This window comes from Endozoicomonas sp. NE40 (assembly GCF_040549045.1).
Classification (GTDB): Bacteria; Pseudomonadota; Gammaproteobacteria; order Pseudomonadales; family Endozoicomonadaceae; genus Endozoicomonas_A; species Endozoicomonas_A lisbonensis.
On the sequence record NZ_JBEWTB010000002.1, the window covers coordinates 926,822 to 947,516 of the forward strand.

At 48.7% G+C, this 20,695-nt stretch carries 21 protein-coding genes; 12 read left to right on the forward strand and 9 right to left on the reverse strand.

The annotated features are described in order from the left end of the window. Positions 1-24 precede the first annotated feature (24 nt). Genes potA through V5J35_RS05120 form a run of 4 tightly spaced genes read left to right on the forward strand, consistent with a single transcriptional unit; the run spans position 25 to position 3,523 of the window. A complete protein-coding gene (gene potA / locus V5J35_RS05105) occupies positions 25-1,125 on the forward strand; it encodes a polyamine ABC transporter ATP-binding protein (protein WP_354010224.1) in 1,101 nt (366 codons plus the stop codon). A 13-nt stretch (positions 1,126-1,138) separates the two neighbouring features. Continuing rightward, the gene (locus V5J35_RS05110; RefSeq protein WP_354010225.1) at positions 1,139-2,041 is read left to right on the forward strand and encodes an ABC transporter permease subunit; all 903 of its coding nucleotides are present in this window, start codon (positions 1,139-1,141) and stop codon (positions 2,039-2,041) included. Next, entirely contained in the window at positions 2,031-2,957 is a 927-nt protein-coding gene (locus tag V5J35_RS05115) for an ABC transporter permease subunit (RefSeq protein ID WP_354010226.1), read from the forward strand. The genes V5J35_RS05110 and V5J35_RS05115 overlap by 11 nt, the downstream gene beginning before the upstream one ends. A 14-nt stretch (positions 2,958-2,971) precedes the next feature. Then, the gene (locus V5J35_RS05120; protein ID WP_354010227.1) at positions 2,972-3,523 is read left to right on the forward strand and encodes a cupin domain-containing protein; all 552 of its coding nucleotides are present in this window, start codon (positions 2,972-2,974) and stop codon (positions 3,521-3,523) included. A 10-nt stretch (positions 3,524-3,533) separates the two neighbouring features. Here V5J35_RS05120 and V5J35_RS05125 read toward each other — a convergent pair whose 3' ends face one another. The 3 genes from V5J35_RS05125 to V5J35_RS05135 form a co-directional block, all read right to left on the reverse strand. Then, complete coding sequence (locus tag V5J35_RS05125; RefSeq protein ID WP_354010228.1) at positions 3,534-4,028, reverse strand: LabA-like NYN domain-containing protein; 495 nt, start codon at positions 4,026-4,028, stop codon at positions 3,534-3,536. A gap of 127 nt (positions 4,029-4,155) precedes the next feature. Next, the gene (locus V5J35_RS05130; RefSeq protein WP_354010229.1) at positions 4,156-4,551 is read right to left on the reverse strand and encodes a hypothetical protein; all 396 of its coding nucleotides are present in this window, start codon (positions 4,549-4,551) and stop codon (positions 4,156-4,158) included. A 283-nt stretch (positions 4,552-4,834) separates the two neighbouring features. Further along, positions 4,835-6,196 (reverse strand): glutamine synthetase family protein, encoded by a 1,362-nt coding sequence (locus tag V5J35_RS05135; RefSeq protein WP_354010230.1) that lies wholly within the window; start codon positions 6,194-6,196, stop codon positions 4,835-4,837. Positions 6,197-6,448: 252 nt separating this feature from the next. On the opposite strand from V5J35_RS05135, the gene V5J35_RS05140 reads away from it, so the two are divergent. Beyond that, positions 6,449-8,026, forward strand: coding sequence for an AbgT family transporter (locus V5J35_RS05140; RefSeq protein ID WP_354010231.1), 1,578 nt, complete (start codon positions 6,449-6,451; stop codon positions 8,024-8,026). Between the two features lie 88 nt (positions 8,027-8,114). Here V5J35_RS05140 and V5J35_RS05145 read toward each other — a convergent pair whose 3' ends face one another. Both V5J35_RS05145 and upp read right to left on the reverse strand, forming a co-directional pair. Next, positions 8,115-9,380 (reverse strand): uracil-xanthine permease family protein, encoded by a 1,266-nt coding sequence (locus V5J35_RS05145; RefSeq protein ID WP_354010232.1) that lies wholly within the window; start codon positions 9,378-9,380, stop codon positions 8,115-8,117. Positions 9,381-9,550: 170 nt separating this feature from the next. Then, positions 9,551-10,177 (reverse strand): uracil phosphoribosyltransferase, encoded by a 627-nt coding sequence (gene upp, locus V5J35_RS05150; protein WP_354010233.1) that lies wholly within the window; start codon positions 10,175-10,177, stop codon positions 9,551-9,553. Positions 10,178-10,527: 350 nt separating this feature from the next. Here upp and V5J35_RS05155 point away from each other — a divergent pair, with 350 nt between their 5' ends. Further along, complete coding sequence (locus V5J35_RS05155; RefSeq protein ID WP_354010234.1) at positions 10,528-11,085, forward strand: hypoxanthine-guanine phosphoribosyltransferase; 558 nt, start codon at positions 10,528-10,530, stop codon at positions 11,083-11,085. A 71-nt stretch (positions 11,086-11,156) separates the two neighbouring features. On the opposite strand, the gene V5J35_RS05160 is transcribed toward V5J35_RS05155, so the two are convergent. The 3 genes from V5J35_RS05160 to V5J35_RS05170 form a co-directional block, all read right to left on the reverse strand. Beyond that, the gene (locus V5J35_RS05160; protein WP_354010235.1) at positions 11,157-12,707 is read right to left on the reverse strand and encodes a hypothetical protein; all 1,551 of its coding nucleotides are present in this window, start codon (positions 12,705-12,707) and stop codon (positions 11,157-11,159) included. Positions 12,708-12,842: 135 nt separating this feature from the next. Then, a complete protein-coding gene (locus V5J35_RS05165) occupies positions 12,843-13,175 on the reverse strand; it encodes an SLC5/6 family protein (protein WP_354016285.1) in 333 nt (110 codons plus the stop codon). Then, on the reverse strand, positions 13,162-14,142 hold the full coding sequence (locus V5J35_RS05170; RefSeq protein ID WP_354016286.1) for an amino acid permease: 981 nt from the start codon (positions 14,140-14,142) through the stop codon (positions 13,162-13,164). Before V5J35_RS05170 ends, V5J35_RS05165 begins: the two co-directional genes overlap by 14 nt. A 319-nt stretch (positions 14,143-14,461) precedes the next feature. On the opposite strand from V5J35_RS05170, the gene V5J35_RS05175 reads away from it, so the two are divergent. Then, positions 14,462-14,752: a PA4642 family protein gene (locus tag V5J35_RS05175; protein WP_354010237.1), complete on the forward strand. Its 291-nt coding sequence runs from the start codon at positions 14,462-14,464 to the stop codon at positions 14,750-14,752. A gap of 7 nt (positions 14,753-14,759) precedes the next feature. Continuing rightward, positions 14,760-15,257, forward strand: coding sequence for a rhodanese-like domain-containing protein (locus V5J35_RS05180; protein ID WP_354010238.1), 498 nt, complete (start codon positions 14,760-14,762; stop codon positions 15,255-15,257). Positions 15,258-15,335: 78 nt separating this feature from the next. On the opposite strand, the gene V5J35_RS05185 is transcribed toward V5J35_RS05180, so the two are convergent. Continuing rightward, the gene (locus V5J35_RS05185; protein WP_354010239.1) at positions 15,336-15,899 is read right to left on the reverse strand and encodes a pyridoxamine 5'-phosphate oxidase family protein; all 564 of its coding nucleotides are present in this window, start codon (positions 15,897-15,899) and stop codon (positions 15,336-15,338) included. 177 nt (positions 15,900-16,076) lie between these two features. On the opposite strand from V5J35_RS05185, the gene V5J35_RS05190 reads away from it, so the two are divergent. The 4 genes from V5J35_RS05190 (at position 16,077) to V5J35_RS05205 (ending at position 20,324) form a co-directional block, all read left to right on the forward strand. Next, complete coding sequence (locus V5J35_RS05190; RefSeq protein ID WP_354010240.1) at positions 16,077-17,255, forward strand: MerR family transcriptional regulator; 1,179 nt, start codon at positions 16,077-16,079, stop codon at positions 17,253-17,255. A gap of 39 nt (positions 17,256-17,294) precedes the next feature. Further along, complete coding sequence (locus tag V5J35_RS05195; RefSeq protein ID WP_354010241.1) at positions 17,295-17,801, forward strand: GNAT family N-acetyltransferase; 507 nt, start codon at positions 17,295-17,297, stop codon at positions 17,799-17,801. Positions 17,802-17,964: 163 nt separating this feature from the next. After that, a complete protein-coding gene (locus V5J35_RS05200; protein WP_354010242.1) occupies positions 17,965-19,842 on the forward strand; it encodes a serine/threonine-protein kinase in 1,878 nt (625 codons plus the stop codon). Between the two features lie 161 nt (positions 19,843-20,003). Continuing rightward, complete coding sequence (locus tag V5J35_RS05205) at positions 20,004-20,324, forward strand: DMT family transporter (RefSeq protein WP_354010243.1); 321 nt, start codon at positions 20,004-20,006, stop codon at positions 20,322-20,324. Positions 20,325-20,695: the final 371 nt, after the last annotated feature.

Consider the following 20,695-nt stretch of genomic DNA (forward strand, 5'->3'; position numbering starts at 1 on the left):
ATTATCATAAGCGGTTGTACGATCATGCCCGAAACAAGCCCTACCATCCTTGAAATCAGGGAAGTCGCTAAACAGTTTGATGGCATCACTGCCGTCGACCATGTATCGCTGGAGATCAGCCGGGGAGAAATTTTTGCCCTGTTAGGTGCCTCCGGATCGGGCAAGTCAACATTGCTGCGTATGCTGGCAGGCTTTGATACTCCGACCTCCGGGCAGATCATACTGGATGGGCAGGATATTACTGCCCTTCCCCCCTACAAACGCCCAATTAATATGATGTTTCAGTCCTACGCTCTGTTCCCTCATCTGACGGTTGAGCAGAACATAGCCTTTGGTCTGAAGCAGGACCGGCTGGCAAAGCACGAGATTAACGACAGGGTTGAAGCCATGTTGAAACTGGTGGATATGAGTCGTTTTGCACGACGCAAGCCTCACCAGCTGTCAGGCGGCCAGCGACAACGAGTAGCCCTCGCACGCAGTCTTGCCAAACGTCCCCGGCTATTATTGCTCGACGAGCCTATGGGTGCGCTGGATAAGCAGTTACGGACTCGTATGCAGCTGGAACTGGTTGATATTATTGAACAGGTGGGCGTCACCTGCCTTATGGTCACCCATGACCAGGAAGAGGCCATGACCATGGCTGACCGCATTGGCATTATGGATCATGGCTGGATTGTTCAGACCGGCTCACCAGTCGATATCTACGAAAGCCCTAACAGTCGTATGACCGCAGAATTTATAGGCTCAGTGAACCTGTTTGAGGGTGAAGTGACTGAAGATGAAGCCGATCATGCGATTATCCGTTCCCATTTACTCGAAGCGCCGGTTCGAATCAGTCACGGTATCAGTACCGCACAAGAAAACCCTCAGGTATGGATTGCAGTACGACCGGAAAAAACCCGGATCAGCACCGAAAAACCGGCTTCCGGCAACAACTGGTCAGAAGGCATTATTGATGATATTGCCTATCTTGGCACACACTCGGTTTATTACGTCAAACTGCCTTCAGGAAAAGTTGTTCAGGCTAATCAGGCCAATACAGAGCGTCGTGGAACCCGGTTAACCTGGAATGAACCGGTCTATATCAGCTGGGATGCATCCAGCCCTGTTGTGCTTAACAGCTAGGGAGTACTGACTGATGAAATGGTTATCACTGCTGGCTAACAAACGACTACTGATTGGTATTCCCTATCTCTGGCTGTTGCTGTTTTTCCTGATGCCGTTTGTCATTGTCCTGAAAATCAGTTTTGCCGAGATGGCGATCGCCATTCCACCTTATACACGGCTGTTCGAATACGTCGATGAATCCCTGAACATTGCCCTTAATATTGGCAACTACCTTTTTCTGGCAGAGGATGACCTGTATGTAAATGCTTACATCAGCTCAATCACCATTGCCTTTAACTCAACCCTGCTGTGTCTGTTGCTCGGTTATCCCATGGCTTATGCCATGTCCAAAGCTTCCAGACAGATGCAGATTACCCTGCTGTTACTGATCCTGCTGCCGTCATGGACATCGTTCCTGATTCGGATCTATGCCTGGATGGGCATCCTGAAAAACAATGGACTGATCAATAACCTCCTTATGTCCCTGGGCGTTATTGACAGCCCCCTGATCATGATGAACACGAACTTTGCCGTCTATATTGGCATTGTGTACGCCTATCTGCCTTTTATGGTATTGCCACTGTACGCCAACCTGATTAAACACGACGCTTCGCTGCTGGAAGCTTCGGCCGACCTTGGTGCTAAACCATGGAAGACTTTTCTGACCGTCACCCTGCCATTATCCAGAAACGGGGTTATTGCCGGTTCCATGCTGGTCTTTATTCCGTCAGTCGGTGAGTTTGTTATCCCCGAGCTGCTGGGAGGACCGGATACATTAATGATTGGCGGTGTACTCTGGCAGGAGTTCTTTGGCAACCGGGACTGGCCTGTGGCTTCTGCCCTGGCCATCGTCATGCTGATCCTGCTGATTCTACCCATGGCGCTGTTCCATCATTATCAGTCACAGGAGCTGGAGGGTCGCTATGAAAACTAAGCCGGGTTTCTCTGACTGGGTGCTGATTGCGGGTCTGCTGTTCCTGTATATGCCGATGCTGATTCTGGTGATTTATTCTTTTAACGAATCCCGGCTGGTAACAGTCTGGGCAGGCTTTTCATCAAAATGGTACCTCGAACTGTTTCGTGATGAGCAAATAATGGGGGCAGTCTGGACCAGCCTGAAAATTGGTTTCTGGAGTGCCAGTATGGCGGTTGTACTGGCGACCATGGCAGCATTTGTGATGACACGTTTGCGAAGATTCAGGGGCAAGACCGCCTTTTCCAGCATGATTACTGCACCGCTGGTTATGCCCGATGTCATCACGGGTCTGTCTCTGTTGCTGCTGTTTGTCGCTATGGCAAACAGCATTGGCTGGCCTGCCGACCGGGGCATGCTGACGATCTGGATCGCCCACGTTACCTTCTGTACGGCCTATGCGACGGTGGTTATTTCTTCACGTTTACGGGAAGTGGACCGGTCCGTGGAGGAAGCAGCCATGGACCTGGGAGCACCACCGTTCAAAACCTTTATGCTGATTACCCTGCCTGCTATTTTGCCCGCTATTGCCGCAGGGTGGCTGTTGTCGTTTACCCTGTCGCTGGACGATCTGGTGATATCCAGTTTTGTCTCCGGGCCGGGAGCAACCACCCTGCCGATGGTGGTGTTTTCATCGGTGCGTCTTGGCATCACGCCCAAGATTAATGCACTGGCTACCTTGATTATTTTTGCAGTTTCCCTGGCAGCTTTCGTGTCCTGGTGGCTACTACGCCGTCAGGAAGCCCGTCGCGTCGCCCTGCTCCGGCAGGAGGTGGCAGACACTGAATCAACAGACTTTTCCGAACGCCGGATCAAAGCGGTACTGAGAATTAACAGAAAGCCAGTACAACAGGGTTTAACAACAAAAACAGAATAAAGGACTGATGCAGAATGGATGTCGGAAGCCGTTTAAAAGCCGTTCGTAAAATGCATACCCTGTCCCAGCGGGAGCTGGCCAGACGGGCAGGTGTTACAAACAGCACCATTTCGATGATTGAGAAAAACAGTGTCAGCCCTTCGGTCAGCTCCCTGAAAAAAGTGCTGAGTGGCGTTCCCATGTCACTGGTCACTTTTTTTTCTCTGGAACTGGATGAAGAAGGTTATGAACCGGTTATCTACCGGGAGTCCGATATTCTGCCAATGGAAGTAGGCGGTGTCCGTATGAAAGTATTTGGGCAGTTTCGTCAGCAAAAAGCAATGTCATTTCTGGACGAATGCTACCCTCCGGAATCCGACACCGGCGCAGAAATGCTATGCCACGAAGGAGAGGAAGCCGGTGTCGTGATATCGGGCATACTGGAGCTGACCGTGGGAACCGACATCTACACCCTGCAACCTGGTGACGGTTATTACTTTGATAGCAGCCGTCCCCACCGTTTCAGGAATCCCGATAAAGACGAGGATTGCCGTCTGATCAGCTGTACGACACCAGCCAATTTCTGATCCGTGACATTCAGCGTTGACGTGATGCTGGAGACAGTAGCAGCTTTTCATCAATCGGAATAAAATTCGTAGCAGCATCAATCAGAGAGCCTGCTGTTAGAGCTGGCACTCCGAAAACATCCACCCTGGTTTCAAAACGATCCTGTAACTTTTTAACAAGCAGGTCGAAGTCGCCATCACCCGAGGCCAGAATCAGTCTGTCAGCCTGTGCGCCGTATTCAATGGCATCCAGCGTGATGCCGACATCCCAGTCGCCTTTGGCGGAACCATCACTGCGCTGAATAAAAGGTTTCAGCTTTACCTCAAAACCAATGGCTCTCAGGATTCTCTGGAACTGTCGCTGTTTTTCATCCCCACGGTCAATGGCATAGGCAATAGCTTTGATGACCTTGCGCCCCTGGGTGGCTTCAGCCCAGAAGGCGTTGTAATCAAAATTGCACTGATAAAAACTTCTGGTGGTGTAGTAAATATTTTGCACATCAACCAGCAGCACAACCGTTTCCATCAATAAGACCTTATCGTTAGTGTTTATCCAGATAGTTCTGAAGCATAGCAGGAAGGCATGCAATGAATGAAGTCTGTTGTCCCCATAATGCCTGTAATCAGGATTGCTGTCTTATCAGCCTTGTTAATCAGGCAGCATCAACCGCGTTAATGGTTTCATACAGTTTCCCCAGTACAGGAACGGCTTCTTCAACCGCTACAAACTGGTCAAAGATATTCAGCTTGGCGTATTTGCCATTTTCTCTGACTACACAGCCGACTTTATCAGCAATGTAGCTCAGGTGCTCTCTGTCTTCCTGCTTTGGAGTCAACGCCTGCAAGTCAATTTTGAACCGTTCAGGAGCTGTATGTCTGCGCTTTACCTGGATAAGTACACCATTGCAGTCCAGCTGCAGGTTAGTCGTGCGATTGTCACGCTCATCCAGCTCATCCCGGAACTGGATATCCAGATTGCGCTCAAATTCTTCCCGTAAATTTTCAAGGTATGACACAACCCCAAACATTTCGCCCTGTTCTCGGCTCATTATGATTACCCACTCACGGTAAATTTTTTGGAAACTCGATTTTTACTCCATTTTTAAAGAATGAATATGATATGGGTCATACAATGATGAAAAACGAATAACATTTTAACTATTAGAATCAAAAGATTTTCTACGTTGTTTTAATGCGTGTTGAATGGCGTTAATTCAAGTTAATTAAAGCTCAATGATGACAAAATTATTTTAATAAAGTCATCAGTCGACCAGCAATGGAGGCTTTAATTCAGAATTAACCCTGAATCAAAACCTGATGAGTTGTCATCGTTCAGGCTGTTGTTAACAGCCAGTCCATTTCAAGGCGAGTAATATGCTGCTCAAATTGCCGTAACTCATTTTGTTTGAGTACCACGTAAGTATCCAGAAACTCTTTACTGAGATAATTAGGCAGCTCTTTGCTGTTGTTCAGACATGCCAGTGCTTCTGCCGGACGGCAGGGCAACACGGGATGAGTCTGGTTCAGACCATTACCGGTTACGGCATCCGGTGGTGTCAGTTTATTCTCAATACCATAAAGAATACCTGCCAGAACAACCGAAAGGGCGATATAAGGGTTAGCGTCTGCACCGGCAAGACGGTGTTCAATCCGACGGTTCCCCCCGTCGCTGAACGGTATTCTTAACGACACTGTTCGGTTGTTATGACCCCAGCTGGCATTCAGGGGAACATACATATCAGGCGCCATACGGCGATAAGAGTTTACATTCGGACACAACAGGGCAACCGTATCAGGCATTAATGCCAGAGAGCCGGCAATAGCCTGATGCAAGGTATCGCTGTCCTGTCCATCACCCAAAGAAAATACATTGCGGTCAAACTGGTCGAGCAGACTGGTATGGATATGCAGACCATTCCCGGTGAACTCTGCATAGGGTTTTGCCATAAACGTCGCTTCGTAGTTATAACGCCGGGCCACCGACCTGATCAGACGCTTGAGCAAAACAGCATGGTCACAGGCAGCAACCGGGTCATCACAGTGACGCAGATTGATTTCAAACTGGCCGGGTGAGGCTTCGGCAATCGCCGTATCGGCAGGAATACCCTGTAGTTGTGCCAGCTCATTCACGTCACTTAAAAAACCGCTGAAGTCATCCAGCCCATCAACCGTATAAAGCTGGCTACGGATTTCCCGCTCTCCGGAGAGGTAGCCGATGGGAGGCTGAATATCGCCCTGTTCGTCCCGCTTCGGATCTATCAGATAAAATTCCAGTTCCAGGGCAACAACGGGTTTGTAGCCTGACACCGTATAACTGTCAATCAGGTTTGCCAGCAGGTTTCTGGGTTCGTATAGAAACCGTTCACCTTCTTCGTCCAGCATCGTTAACAACACCTGACCAATACGCTCCGGGTCAACCGCCGACGGTGCCAGTGTTCCGGGAACAACCCTGCAATGACGGTCAGGGTCGCCTATATCCAGTCCAAGTCCAGTGTCTTCTATAGTGGTACCGGTAATATCGAGGGAGAACACCGAGCCGGGAAAATAGCAGCCTTTATCCAGTTTTCTGGCGGCTGATACAGGGAAACGTTTGCCACGAACAATACCGTTGGTATCCGGTAGTAGTGTGTCGATATACTGAATATTCGGGTAATGTTCGAGAAACTCTGCCAGTTCTGCCCTGAAGTCACTCATTGAGAGTCCCGCCTGCTGCTTATACTTATTATCAGTCTGCATTTATACTGCAACTTAACGGACAATGGTTCAATATATTTGACATAAATCAATACCAGCCACAGCTATTTTGCCGTTTTTCCCAACTCCTTATTGTGCATAAAAATTCAATAATCCCGCTGACCTGATCAATGCAGTCTCTTTTTAACACCACAACACATCCTGGCTCTGCATTGCCCGCTGCCCCGGCAGCCTATTAAAACAGGAATTTTTATGAGCACAGCGGTCAACGCAATAGCCAACAATAAACAGAAAGGCGCACTTCAGCGTTTCCTGGATATTATCGAGCGAGGCGGTAATGCCCTGCCTCACCCGATCATCATGTTCTTCTACTTTGCGGCAGGCACCGTTGCCCTGTCTGCTGTCCTGAACATGCTGGGTGTATCGGTCACCTACGATGCCATGGACCGGGCTACCGGCGAGCTGATGCCGACCACCGTGACTATTCAGAGTCTGCTGACAGCAGACGGCGTTCGTTTCATGTTTACCAATGCCATCCGCGCCTTTACCGGCCATGCGGCGCTTGGCACCATTCTGGTGGCCATGCTCGGTGTCGGGGTCGCGGAGTCTTCCGGTCTTATCAGCGCCATGCTCAAGCGCGTTGTACTGGCGACACCTAAACGACTGATTACACCTATTCTGGTATTCGCCGGTATTATGTCCAACGTGGCATCCGACGCTGGCTATGTTGTTCTTGTGCCTCTGGGCGCCATTGTCTTTATGAGCTTTGGCCGTCACCCGCTGGCGGGTATTGCGGCGGCGTTTGCCGGTGTATCCGGTGGTTTCTCCGCTAACCTGGTGATTGGCTCTACCGACCCTCTGCTGGGTGGTATCTCTACTGAAGCAGCACGCATTCTTGATCCGACCTATATGGTGACCCCGGTCGCAAACTATTACTTTATGTTTGTGTCGACATTCCTGATCACCATTGTGGGTACTTTTGTTACCGATAAAATCGTTGAACCCCGTCTGGGTCAGTATAACGGTGAGATGACGAAACAGGCTGACCAGATGTCGCCTGAAGAACTGAAAGGCCTGAAGCGTGCCAAATGGGCTTTCCTGACCCTGGCAGGCATCGTGGCGGCTCTGGTACTGCCAGAATCTGCGCCTCTGCGTGATCCGGCTACCGGTGCCATTCTGGGTAACTCACCGTTCATGCAGTCCATTATTGTTATTCTGACGGCTGCTTTCCTGATTCCCGGTGTCGCTTACGGTTACGGTGCCAAAACCATTACCAGCCCTGACGATGTCGTTAAAGGTCTGGTGAAGGCAATGTCTTCCATGGGCAGCGTGCTGGTAATTATTTTTGTCTCCGCACAGTTTGTGTCTTACTTTGCCTACTCAAACCTTGGCATTGTGGCAGCAGTTTCCGGCGCAGATATGCTGCACGGTATTGGCTTTACAGGCATTCCGCTGGCAGTGGCTATGGTTGTTCTGGCAGCGGTCACAAACCTGTTTATGGGTGGTGCCAGCTCCAAGTGGCTGATTATGGCTCCGGTTTTTATCCCGATGTTCATGCAGCTGGGCTTCAGCCCTGAATACACTCAGGTGGCTTACCGTATTGGTGATTCCACCACCAATATCATTACACCACTAATGACGTATTTCCCGATCATTGCCAGCTTTGCGGCTCGCTATGAAGAGAAGAATGGTCCGAAGATTGGTATTGGTACCGTGATTTCCATGATGATGCCATACACCTTCTTCTTCCTGGGGGGCTGGATTGTTATGTTTATTATCTGGAGTGTACTGAACCTGCCACTGGGTCCTGGTGCTGCGATTATGCTATGACATCTGCCTGATTAGCATTCACTGAATAAAAACACCCATGATCATTCTGGTCATGGGCGTTTTTATTGGAAGGTCGATTAACCAAACATCAGGACTCAACTTCCACGGACTGAAAGCGATCCTCTTGCTCCGCATGAGGCAGAAGCAGGTTCAGCAGTACCGCAGTGATCGCGCACAGGGAAACACCACGCAGGGTGAAATCACCAAAGCTCAGTGCCATATTGCCAATGCCGAACACCAGTACAATGGAAACAATTACCAGGTTGCGAGCTTTGCCCAGGTCAACCTGAGCCTTGATCAGAGTGTTCAGGCCCACCACAGCAATAGAACCAAACAGCAGAATCATAATGCCCCCCATCACCGGTGTCGGAATGGTCGCCAGCAGTCCACCAACTTTTCCGATAAACGCCACCCCAATGGCAATCACGGCTGCCCAGGTCATGATCTTTGGATTAAAGGCTTTGGTCAGCATCACAGCACCGGTGACTTCACTGTAAGTGGTATTAGGCGGACCACCAAACATTGCCGCTGCAGACGTAGCCAGACCATCACCCAACAGAGTGTTCTGCAGACCTGGTTTTTCCAGATACTTCTTCCCGGTCACAGAGCTGATTGCCAACATATCGCCTATATGTTCTATCGCGGGCGCAATAGCAACCGGAATCATAAACAGGATGGCGTTAATGTTATATTCCGGAAGGCTGAAGTTTGGCATGCCAATCCATGCTGCTTCGTGCATGGCGGTAAAGTCTACAACACCCATGAAAACCGCCGTGAAATAGCCAGCCGCAACACCGCATAAAATGGGGATTAACTTCAGAATACCACCCGCCACTGTCGACACCAGTAACGTTGTAAGCAGCGAAACACCCGCCAGAATAATGGAGGTGGTTTCATTGATAGAAGGGTTAGCCGTTCCATCTGCCATACTGATAGCTGTTGGTGCCAGCCCCAGACCAATCACCATAATCACAGGGCCGACCACAACAGGTGGAAACAACCGGTACAGGAAACCACTGCCACGAACACGGACGATCAGGCTCAACACCACATAGAAAAAACCTGCCGCCATAAGACCGCCCATGGTCGCTGGCAAGCCCCATTGCCCGACACTGAATGTGATCGGTGCAATAAACGCAAAAGAGGATGCCAGAAAAATAGGCACACTGCGGCGAGTGACCAGCTGGAAAATAAGGGTACCAACGCCCGCCGTAAAAAAGGCTACATTCGGGTCCAGTCCGGTCAGGATAGGAACCAGCACCAGTGCGCCAAAGGCAACGAACAGCATCTGTCCACCCATCAGCACCTGATGCCCCAGTGACATATCGTCTCCCAGAGAGTTTGTGTCAGTCATAATCGTTCTCTTCAAGTCAGCAAATTAATCATTCTTTTTAGCGTGAACATTTTTTCATCATCAGGGGTGACGAAAAAATGTTTCTTGCGTTCATGGCTGTTTTTACGCCTTTTATCCCGCCACTCTTTTCAGCATCCATAAAAAAAGGCCTTCCGGCCTTTCTTTATGGATTATTTGGTTCCGAAGATCTTGTCTCCGGCATCACCCAGCCCTGGCATGATATAGCCGTGTTCGTTCAGGCAATCATCCACTGAAGCGGTGTAAAGTTTAACATCCGGGTGCGCTTCCAGCAGTTTTTCAATACCTTCAGGTGCAGCTACCAGAACCAGACAGCGAATTTCCTTACAACCCGCTTTTTTCAGCATATCAATGGTCGCAATCATGGAACCGCCTGTTGCCAGCATCGGGTCCAGCACCAGAGCCATGCGCTCATCAATATCTTTTACCAGCTTCTCAAAGTAAGGTACTGGTTCCAGGGTTTCCTCGTCGCGGTACAGCCCGACAACACTGACACGAGCGCTTGGAATCAAATCCAGAACACCGTCCATCATTCCCAGTCCGGCTCGCAGGATAGGTACGATGGTAATTTTCTTGCCCTTGATCTGCTTGACCTGAACATCGCCAGCCCAGCCATCAATGGTGACATCTTCCAGCTCCAGATCTTTGGTCGCTTCGTAAGTCAGCAGGGAACCTACTTCATTTGCCAGGGTGCGAAAACCCTTGGTGCTGATATCACGCGTACGCATAATACCCAGCTTATGCTGTACCAGAGGGTGTTTAATTTCCTGTACACTCATGCCAAAACCTCGACCAGTGTGGTGTCTCTCAATTCAATCCGGTGTCATTTATCTTTCTCCTGCCCGAATAGCGTTCTTCTGGAAAATTTCCTGAAGAGTTACAGCGAACAAGTATGGAGAAAAGCGGCTGTCTGAACAGACCATGCCTTAGAATGCACCGCTAACAGCGTAAACCCTCTTATTGTCACACAACTTGAACACAACTCCATAGGTTTTTTACGAAAACCACCTCGTACAGCCTCGACTTGCTGTTCTGGTCAAACACAGGTATTTTTTTCTTCTTTTTTTGATCAGAGTCAAACCTGTCGTCAGGTTGACCAGATTGCTCACTTTACTGAGGTTCTCACCCGATGTCTGTTGATCTAGATCATATCCGGCAAGTTCGTGACGAAGCTGACTGTCTCTACAATGAGCAGCAGATTGAAGAAGCTATTGCCAGCATGGGTAAAGCCATCACCGAACAGCTGAGTGACAGCAACCCGCTGGTTTACTGTGTGATGAACGGTGGTCTGGTCATCACCGGCAAACTGATGACCCACCTGCAGTTCCCTCTGGAAGCATCTTACGTGCATGCAACCCGCTACAGAGACCAGCTGACTGGCGGACAGCTGAACTGGAAAGTGCGTCCAACCCAGGACATGAAAGGTCGTACCGTTGTTGTGGTTGACGATATTCTTGACGAAGGACACACTCTGGAGGCCATAGTTGACTTCTGTAAAGAACAGGGTGCCGAGAAAGTACTGACTGCCGTTCTGATCGATAAGAATCACGACCGTAAGGCTCGCCCTGGCATGAAAGCCGACTTCTGCGGCCTGGAAATCGAAGACCGTTACATCTTCGGTTACGGTCTGGACTATCAGGGTTACTGGCGTAATGCTAATGGCATTTTTGCCCTGAAAGGTCACTGAGACTTTTTGGCTCAATAAAAAAACCGCTATTTTATTACGGAATAGCGGTTTTTTTGTATGTCACCAACTGCTTAAACACCTGTTAAAAAAGCTGAAAGGATGAATCTTTTCTTCAGCGGCCACGTATTGATTTTTTTAATGTTATTTCTTTCCTTCCTTAAGGTTTCAGTTACCTGCTTGTGCTCTTTCTCTGCAACCTTGTCTTCATTGTGAGTACGTTTATCCAGGTTTTCCAGGGTTGCACTGAAAGCGTCACTGTCAGTGACTTTTTTCAGGTCACTTCTGGCTTGTTCCAGTTTCTTTGTCAGCTTTTTGCGATCTAATGGGTAAAAATCGACCCTTTTGTCCATCTCTGCTTTTTCGCTTTTGGCTTTATTTAACTTTCCAACTAGCTCACCAAGACCTGACTGTAAAAATTCTTTTTTAGACGTTGTTTTTCTTTCTGCCTCCGGTAGCTGCTTATACTGAGTTTCCAGTCTGCTTTTTTGTCTTTTCAGCTGAGCCTCTAACTGTTTAATACCACGCCTTTTTTTAGGAATTTCGACACTCCGGAATTTATCCCGCGTAGTCCTGAGGTCACTTAGATTTCTCTCCGCCTCGCTGACTTTATCCTGATAATGTACCAGCAGTTTATCGTACCCCTCTTCCACCCGGCCTTTTTCCTGACCCAGTGCTTTGTGTCTGGTCTCAGTGGCTTTGTCAATACCGCTGTGTTTCTGGTTTTCCACCTGCTCATAGTGTTGGTCAAGAGCCGCACTAAGCTCTTTAGTCGATAACGATAACTCATCTTTCAGACTGGTTCTGAGGGAATCAATATCAGCGGTTTGCTCAGATGCTTTCTTATAATGGTTATATCCCGCTGATTCACTGAATGCCTCTTTAAACTCTCTCAACATCTCTTTTTTCTGATCTCTGGATTGAGATTTAGAGAAAACAAATTCCTTTCCCGTATCCGGAATTTTGAACTTGCCTGATTTCGGACTCTTATCACTATCCAGTAAATCCAACTCCTTGCCAAACTGACGCTCAAACTGCTGCCACTCCTGCTTCATGGTCTTTAGCCCATCAAGACGTTCCAGCTTTTCGTTTCTGGCTTCCACTTTAGCCTGCAGGTCTTCTGGAAAGGTCTTCAGTACGTCTGGAGGCACTTTCTTCCAGTTCTTCCCGGTTACCCAACGCTTTGCCTCACTAAACACCGCTGACTTGAGCTTGCGGCCTTTTGAACGAATAGCATCCGCCACCTTCTGCTTTTTGTTGCGGGTATCCGTTCTGTCCCCGGGTTGAGCATCGGTATTACCGGAAAGCTGGCGAAGTTCACTCTCAGATGGCGGAGGCGGCAAATCATTACTGTCTGGAGTTATTACACCAGAATTCGATGCAGGCCGAGGGATATAAGATTGTACTGGCGTATGGCATGAAGTTCGCCTGCTGGCAAGCAGCTGGCTGTGATCCGGAGACGTAGGCAGTGAAGGTGGTGATTTGGCGGTAGGCATGGATGCCGCTTTTGGCGGCAAGCTGACCGACTTCCCAAAAGACTTTCCTGTTGCTGCCGGAGCCGATTGAGTCGCCTGTTTCAGGATTTGCGCTGATCTGGCAGCTCCGGAACTATCGATTGATGACATAAGCTGATACCGTGAACGTTCTTGTTCTTATGTTGCAAAAGTACTCGCAACAGTTACTGAGTCCTTTCAGTTATAAATTAAGTATCAGCTATAGCCATCAGGCTTATCGTTTAGAATTTATATCATTTTGAAATATCAAAAAATTTTATCTACAAGAAAGGCTGTTATTGCTACAACGCCGACCAACACGGTAAAACCATCCAGAAACGGCTGTCTGAAGTGTTTCAGCCGCTCAACCCTGTAAAAGGCGTAAACCGGCATCAGGTAAAGAATAGTGGCCAGTACAGGGACTACAACCATTTCCACCATACCAATCACGCTCCAGTTGGCATAACCGGCAATCCAGCAGGTCAACACCACAAACACCACTGAAAAACGCTTCAGCCCAACCGTATTGACAGGCTTTTCCGGCCATTTTTTCATCCATTGCTGCACCACCAGCCCCTGAATACCTTCAAGTGTCCCCAAGGTACACCCCGAACCAGGAACTGGCAATAGCCAGAAAAGCAATGCAGGGGGCGATAATAGAGAAGAACAGATTACCCGACCGGTTAGCCAGTACAGATAAAACCGGCAGGTTCTCCATTTTTGCCTGAGCCATATCCTCTGCAGAAAGGCTGAGTACTGAAGAAAAAACAAACAAAAGGATCACTAACAGCAGTAGCTGCGTATTGCGTTTCAGTATCTGGGACGTCTTGCGGGCACATGCCTGTTCATCCCTGATCTGCACCCGGTAAGCCCGGGCAAAGGCCGAACAGGCTGGCGAGTGGTTAAATGAAAAAATCAGCAATGGAGTCGTCAGAAACAGGGTAACCCCCATGCTCTGAATGTCTACTGGCTGATTAAAAGCCGAAAAATTCCATTGCGGCACCAGATACAGGGAAATGCCCAGCAATACGACTAATAGTGGATAACACAACAATTTCACAGCCCGAAGCATCCAGGTTTCCCCGGCGTGCATAACAGCCACCAGTACCACCACCAGAGACAGGCACAACCAGAGCCGGGAAGGCAGCTCCCACTGCAGCTGATGCTCAATAAAACTGAGTACTACATTAGTGATACCTATTCCATAAAGCAGAATGATGGGATAAATACAGAGGAAATAGCCTAAAGTGACGACCCTTCCTGCCTTCTCACCAAAATGTTCGTTGACAGTAGAGGTAATGTTGGCTGTCGGATCACTGCCAGACAGGCAGAAACGAACAAGGTTACGATGAGCCAGCCAGACCATTGGGCCAGCCATGACAGACAATATGATCAGAGGCCAGATACCACCCGCTCCGGCACTGATGGGCAAATAAAGGATACCAGCACCAATGGCAGTTCCAAACAAATTAAGCATCCAGCCTGTATCGCGGGAAGTCCAGTTGCTGGCAGAGCTGCCAAAAGCCTCTGCCCGCCCTACATCAAGCTCTGCAGAATTTTCTGGCATTGAGTTCTCCTCAAACTTAGCGCTTTCTGTTACTTCAGTATTAATAGCCGGTTTCCATTCCTGCCTGATTATCAGCCTTCAGAAGCCTGTCGTACCAAAGGCTGCCCTGATGCAGAACATCAGCATCAGAAAAATAGCCTGAATTGATAAACAGCCCGTAAGGCCGTTAGGAGTATAGACATTCTGCTCAGAAATAATTCCCGTGTTTACAGAAAAACACACTTTCAAAGAGGGTATGAATATCCATATAACTACCTGGATTAATGCCTCGATTAGTTATTCAGTTAGAATCATGTAAGACCATTTTCCGGATCGAACCATGAAAAAAGACAAGAAAAAAATTATCGGAGAAACATTAAGCAATGAGCGTATTAAAGAACTCCTGGCGCTAAAGCCCCCGGTCGGTGAAAGCCGCTCATTCCATATTCTGACCAGGGCTTACCGCACCCTGAGGCAGGAAGACTTTTCCCGTTTCATTCTGTTTTATGCAGAAACCGGGTTAGAGCTGAACCCCTGTGACCGGTCTGGTCATCGCTTCCTTGATGTGCTCTCCAGACACCAGCATGCCGTGCCTTATATTCAAATTCTCCACAGAGTGGGCGTCAGATAAACACCAGATGGCAGATCCTCAACTGCCATCTATACTCCTGAGTCCTTATTATCTTTCATTATCGGGTAACCCCACCATGCTGTTTTCAAAGCTTCACCAATACTGGCTTCTGACTGTTATTTTGCTTTCAGGTCATCTGTTTGCCGGAGAGATGGATCAGGCAAGAGCTTATGACAAACACTACCCGGAAATAAAATACACCGAACTGAGAAAGTCCATTGATGCGGGTGAAGTGTTTATTATTGATGTCAACAGTGAGCAGACTTTCAAAAAAGGCCACCTGCCTACCGCCGTGTCTATGGTTGATGAAAAAAAGCTGGAAGAGCGTATGCCTTACAACAAAGACTACCCCGTCATTGTTTACTGCGGTGGCCCCCAATGTACGGCGTGGCATAAAGCAGCCGACTTTGCAGCAGCACGGGGTTATACCAGTGTTCGCCACTATAAGGGTGGGTTAAAAGACTGGCAGGCACAGGGGGATCGTCTGTCTACAGCATCAAACTGAACCGTTCGGCCTCTTGCCGCCAAAAGCGCTCAGAAAGAGACCGCATTGCCGGGAGGCCACAGAAAACTGAGTCACGGGTTATGCTTCATCAAGTCCTGAAAGCTCAGCAATATGCGTATCAAAACCATCGATGCTTGTCTGGTTTTTCTGCTTCCAGTAACTCTCAGTTCCCTCTTTGCCCCTTCGCTGGAATGCATTCACCAATGCCTCCCGGTCCTGCTTGTAGTCATAAAACGGAACCCCCATACCGCATGAGTTCTGGGTTCTCTCCACATTTAACAGAAATATCTGCCGGCTTCCCGGGATTTCTGGAAATAAACCGATGTAATCGTTCCACTCCCGATCGGCCTGATGCAACACTTTTGCCTGCCCATAAAGCCTTAAGATAATGGGCTTCCCCTCAAAAGCGCAAAACATGATCGTCATTCTGGGATTTATCTGAACATGGGCTGAAGTTTCGTTGCCGCTGCCGGTTAAATTTAACCAGGCAACCGTATTTCTGTTGAGAACCCTTAAAGAGTCCATGCCCTTGGGTGATACGTTAACCGTTCCCTCTTCGGCGGCGGTACCCACAAAGAAAACATGCTGATTGCCAATAAACTCAGCCTGTTCATCGGTTATTGCCTCAAATTGCTTTCCCATAGTAACCACCCGCTTTATTGATGTTTGATCAGATGTATAACAAATAGTTGACCTGTCTACAGCTTTATACTTTACACTTTCACACCGTTGTTTCTGACTGTTGTCGGATTCTGTTGGTTTAAGTGCGTTTGCAGCCTGCTGTGACCAGACCTTTACAACTGTTAGATCATCCGCCTGATGTATAAGATCTCCGAACTTGCCAGCCGGGCCGGTTTGTCCCGCTCGACCTTATTGTACTACGAGAAACTGGGATTGCTCCGTGGCCAGCGCAGTGCCAATGGCTATCGATATTACACCGACACCGACTTACAGCAACTGTTTCTCATCAGACAGTTGCAGGCAGGCGGACTTTCACTGAAAGAATGCCTTAACTGCCTGAACAGTGGACCCGATCCTGCCATTCTCAGGCAACGGTTGAAAATACTGGATCAGGAAATAGCCGATAAACAGCAGGCCAGACAACTCCTGTCCTCCCTGCTGGGTGAAGACGACAACACCCTGCGCGGTTTCCATATTAATCTGGAGCAACGCGCACCAATAGCCCATGAACAATGGTTACAGGCTCAGGGATTTAACCAGACCGACCGTTTGCAACTGCGCTGGCTATCCCGAAACCTGCATCAACACAGCGATTATATGAACGATTTTAAACGTATTTTTGAAGGGCTGGACCGACATGGTCCAGGCTCTGAACAGGACTCTTTATGGGCGCTTTCCCAGGTTGGCAACAGCCCTGAAAGCATTCTTGATATTGGCTGTGGTACAGGAGCATCCTCGCTGCTTCTTGCGGAACAGACGTCAGCCCGTGTGACAGCCCTCGATAACCTTCAGGAAAGCCTCGACTGTCTGAAACAAAAGGCAGAAAAAAATAAACTGTCCCACAGAATTCAAACCTGCAACGCCAATATGACCGACATACCTTTTGCGCCTGCCAGTTTTGACCTGCTGTGGAGTGAAGGCAGTGCCTACATCATGGGCTTTGCTCATGCCCTGTCACAATGGCGTCCTTTATTAAAAGACCATGGATTTCTGGTAGTCAGCGACCTGGTCTGGACCGGCAAACAGCAGGATGACGACATTGCCGATTTCTGGCGGATGGGATACCCCGATATGCAAACCGCCGGGGAGAGGTTCGACCAGTGTCGCCATCATGGCTATGAGCTGGTTGCTTCCCGGATGCAGGGAAAAGACGCATGGGACAATTATGTCAGACCTCTGGAGCAGCGCCTTAACCAGCTGGAACCTGAAATGTCGGGTTCCCAGACCATCAAAGACCTTCGCAAAGAGATCGGTATTCTCGATCGCTTTAAAGGGCGCTTCACCTACATGATTATGGTTCTTCAAAAAAAGTCATAAGCAGAAAGCACAATATCAACAGACAGTCACTGAAACAAAATGATGAAGATTCGCAAAGAAACACCAGACGACATCAGCGCTATACGTAATCTGGTTTATGCCGCTTTCAAAGGGCATCCACACCATGAGCCCGGAGCCGAACCCACAGAGCACAGCATTATTGACAAACTCAGGGAAGATGGCGAATTGTCACTCTCTCTGGTGGCTGAGCAGGATGATAAAATCATTGGTCATATCGCTTTCTCGCCCGTCAGAATTGATGGACAGGATCATAACTGGCTGGGGCTTGCCCCTGTCGCGGTATCACCCGACGCTCAGGGCAAAGGCATTGGCTCGGCACTGATCAGCCAGGCACTGAAACAGTTAAAGGAACAGGGAGTCAAAGGCTTTGTGGTATTGGGAGAGCCTGAATACTATGGTCGCTTCGGTTTCTCGCACCATTCGGAACTCACTCTGCCGGGCGTTCCACCAGAATATTTTATGGTGCTGCCTAACAGCTCAGAGATCCCAAAAGGTGAAGTGACCTACTCTTCAGCCTTTGGTTGAGCCTGCTGGTCATTCAACAGTCAGACACAACAAAAGGGGCAATTCGCTTTAATGACCTGTTCCTTTTGTTGCAGAAGCCGGTCAGACTCCTGCCAGAAAACAGCATTAAAACTTCCCAGCTCTTTGACGATGGCATATATACTCACCAAACCGTGTTCACAATATGCCCGATATCACTGGTGTCAACAGGCCACTACCACCGATCCCCGGTCGAAGGCCCAAACTTCCGCCTTTGCGAACTGGCAAAATGGGCAATGCGGGACGTACCGTTCAAACAGCCACACCAAAGCGAAAACTGCCAGAACCACCAAAACTGCCACCCATCAACCCTCTTCCCGACAAACCCCTGAAAGAAAGGAAAGTGGTAGCAACAGAGAAGCAGACACCTTATATCAAGAGGCAGGCAAAGGATGTCATACCTGAAATGATGCCGGGCAAGGTGCAACCCCCTCCCAGGCTGGGCGATGTAAAGATTGGAGAAATGCTTGGGCAAGGGGCGTTTGGCAAGGTATTCCTTGCTAAAAACGATGCACCTGCCAATGATTCCGAAACGCCCGGTGTATTACAGAAAAATTACGTGGTAAAAGATCAAAACCTGGGTAAAAAAGCAAGTAATGAGAAATTCCAGCGAAAACTGGCTCGAGCCCGTGCTGAAGTCGATTTCCAGAGGCAGGCAAAAGGCGCTGTGCCTGTTGCCGGTGAAAGCGTCTATCGGGACAGAGAAGGACTGCATCATCAGGTTATGATGGAACACGGCGGGCAGGAGCTTGCCAAAATTATTGCACGCTCAGCCAGTGGCGCGGCCAACCCTCTGGATGAAGGAACCTGCCGGGCCATAGGCTCACAGCTTATTTCACAGCTATCTTCCCTGCACAGACAGGGAGTGGTTCACCGGGATATCAAGCCTGAGAATGTACTGATCAACCATCAGGGCAAAGCCAGATTATCCGATTTTGGAGTCAGCCAGAAAGAAAACCCTGACAACAGACAGCACGGTTCTGACACCCTGAAATTCAGCGGTTCTGCCGGAACCCCCATCTATATGGCTCCGGAAACCTTTCATGCTCAAACTTACTCAGAAAAAGCCGACTGCTGGTCGATGGGAATGATGCTGTCAGAGTTGCTGACCGGAGAAAGGCCACCTTATTTATTTCAGGATTTTGAGTATCAGGGGCAAAAACACAAGCAATTTAATCAGCAATTGTATAACCAGTTTACCCATTCAATCTGGAACCGTTCTGAATTGTCACCAGATGCAAAGAATACCATTCTCAGTATGATTGCCCTTGATCCACGAGCCAGACCTTCCGCCGAACAAGCCCTGAAACTACCGTTTTTCCAGAGTGGCAAGACTCAGGCCAGAGGCGCGCATTTTCAACTTCAAAACCAGCATCAGGAGGCATTCCGGCAACTGGCACGCCTTGAACAGATGCTTGAAAGCGCCGGGGCTCGCCTGCAGGCAAATCCCGATGAAACGACAGAACGGGAAGTTGCTTCGCTGGAGCGACAGGTCTCAGTGATGGGGATTGAAGTCAAGAGCTTACAAGCCAGGATGGAATTAGAAGACTTGAATGCTGAACTAAAAAAGCTGAGTCAGGAAATGAATGGTTTTCGTCACTGGCTGCCATCAACCAAAAAACAGAAAAAAGCCTTTTCAGACCTGTCTGTCAGGTATTACGCAACTCAAAAGGATGTACGTCTGAAGGAACAGGAAACAAAGCATCTGGACCAGACCGCCAGCCTTATGCAGCAAAAAAACAGCCTTATTAGTCAGGTAGAAGTCGCACAAAACGGACGCAACGGGAGACCAACCCGGAAAACGGCACAATTGATGATACAGGCTCTGGAAGTCGACAACGCGCTACAGGTCAAAGACCTTGAGAACCAGCTGGGCATCCTGGAAATAAAGCAGAACTATTTCAGGGATCAAAAAACGACATTAACCAGTCGTCAACGTAACGAGGCAAAAGAGATAGTAGACGCTATAAAAAACACGAAAAGCCAGCTGGTCGCTTTGCAACAATCATTCAAACGCTCTTAAAATCGGCTACAGTGAGTTCACTCAGCCTTCACATCATCCGTTGAACAGCTCGCAATTTCGAAGTGCTATGAACTAAACTGTTCTTAGAACAAGAAGAGGAAAGTAAAAGAATTTGGTCTTTTACTACCAGCAACCATTATCCAACTGACAGACTGCTGCTTATGTACTGGTTCCTTCTTTTTATGGCCGGAGTGTTTGAATCCGCCTTTGCCATAGGCCTTAAGCTCTGTGACGGCTTCAGCAAGCCGATTCCCAGCATTCTGACGGCGATTGCCATTGCCCTGAGTATGCTGATGATGTCCCTGGCCATGCGTGGCATTCCGGTAGCGATTGCCTACGCTGTGTGGGTGGGGATCGGGGTCGCTGGCAGCCTGGCTCTGAGTTATACATTCCTGAAGGAACCCATCAGCGCTATGCAGCTTGTCAGCGTTGCGTTGATTATTACTGGTGTCATTGGCTTAAAAATCACCTCATCTGGCTAAAACATGAGCAAAAGGCATCTATCAGCCCACTCCCTGCCTGAAATTGCTTGATCCAGATCAACAACTTTTAGTTACGTAGTAGCCGAAACCATATAAATACAGACCGAAGCGGGTGGCGATTTAGCCTGCAAAAAAGCAAAAAACATGGTTTTTCATCCTTAAAACAGGCATTTAAATTCTTCTTTTGCTATTTATTGATCTGGATCAACCGCACTTGCCCCGCGCATCTCTAACCTTTACAGCCACCGGGGTTCTGGTTGATAAGCTGCACCAACAAAAACTCTTCTTCGCCCGTGGGTTCAATAACGATTCTAATACCCGCTAAAGCTTTATCACCCGCTGAGATTGACCAGCCATAATAACCACAACAG

Bases quoted from the DNA above. Each gene is read 5' to 3' on its own strand.
- potA (WP_354010224.1), top strand. From the start codon at position 25: ATGCCCGAAACAAGCCCTACCATCCTTGAAATCAGGGAAGTCGCTAAA.
- V5J35_RS05110 (WP_354010225.1), top strand. From the start codon at position 1,139: ATGAAATGGTTATCACTGCTGGCTAACAAACGACTACTGATTGGTATT.
- V5J35_RS05115 (WP_354010226.1), top strand. From the start codon at position 2,031: ATGAAAACTAAGCCGGGTTTCTCTGACTGGGTGCTGATTGCGGGTCTG.
- V5J35_RS05120 (WP_354010227.1), top strand. From the start codon at position 2,972: ATGGATGTCGGAAGCCGTTTAAAAGCCGTTCGTAAAATGCATACCCTG.
- V5J35_RS05125 (WP_354010228.1), bottom strand. From the start codon at position 4,028: ATGGAAACGGTTGTGCTGCTGGTTGATGTGCAAAATATTTACTACACC.
- V5J35_RS05130 (WP_354010229.1), bottom strand. From the start codon at position 4,551: ATGAGCCGAGAACAGGGCGAAATGTTTGGGGTTGTGTCATACCTTGAA.
- V5J35_RS05135 (WP_354010230.1), bottom strand. From the start codon at position 6,196: ATGAGTGACTTCAGGGCAGAACTGGCAGAGTTTCTCGAACATTACCCG.
- V5J35_RS05140 (WP_354010231.1), top strand. From the start codon at position 6,449: ATGAGCACAGCGGTCAACGCAATAGCCAACAATAAACAGAAAGGCGCA.
- V5J35_RS05145 (WP_354010232.1), bottom strand. From the start codon at position 9,380: ATGACTGACACAAACTCTCTGGGAGACGATATGTCACTGGGGCATCAG.
- upp (WP_354010233.1), bottom strand. From the start codon at position 10,177: ATGAGTGTACAGGAAATTAAACACCCTCTGGTACAGCATAAGCTGGGT.
- V5J35_RS05155 (WP_354010234.1), top strand. From the start codon at position 10,528: ATGTCTGTTGATCTAGATCATATCCGGCAAGTTCGTGACGAAGCTGAC.
- V5J35_RS05160 (WP_354010235.1), bottom strand. From the start codon at position 12,707: ATGTCATCAATCGATAGTTCCGGAGCTGCCAGATCAGCGCAAATCCTG.
- V5J35_RS05170 (WP_354016286.1), bottom strand. From the start codon at position 14,142: ATGCCAGAAAATTCTGCAGAGCTTGATGTAGGGCGGGCAGAGGCTTTT.
- V5J35_RS05175 (WP_354010237.1), top strand. From the start codon at position 14,462: ATGAAAAAAGACAAGAAAAAAATTATCGGAGAAACATTAAGCAATGAG.
- V5J35_RS05180 (WP_354010238.1), top strand. From the start codon at position 14,760: ATGGCAGATCCTCAACTGCCATCTATACTCCTGAGTCCTTATTATCTT.
- V5J35_RS05185 (WP_354010239.1), bottom strand. From the start codon at position 15,899: ATGGGAAAGCAATTTGAGGCAATAACCGATGAACAGGCTGAGTTTATT.
- V5J35_RS05190 (WP_354010240.1), top strand. From the start codon at position 16,077: ATGTATAAGATCTCCGAACTTGCCAGCCGGGCCGGTTTGTCCCGCTCG.
- V5J35_RS05195 (WP_354010241.1), top strand. From the start codon at position 17,295: ATGATGAAGATTCGCAAAGAAACACCAGACGACATCAGCGCTATACGT.
- V5J35_RS05200 (WP_354010242.1), top strand. From the start codon at position 17,965: ATGCCCGATATCACTGGTGTCAACAGGCCACTACCACCGATCCCCGGT.
- V5J35_RS05205 (WP_354010243.1), top strand. From the start codon at position 20,004: ATGTACTGGTTCCTTCTTTTTATGGCCGGAGTGTTTGAATCCGCCTTT.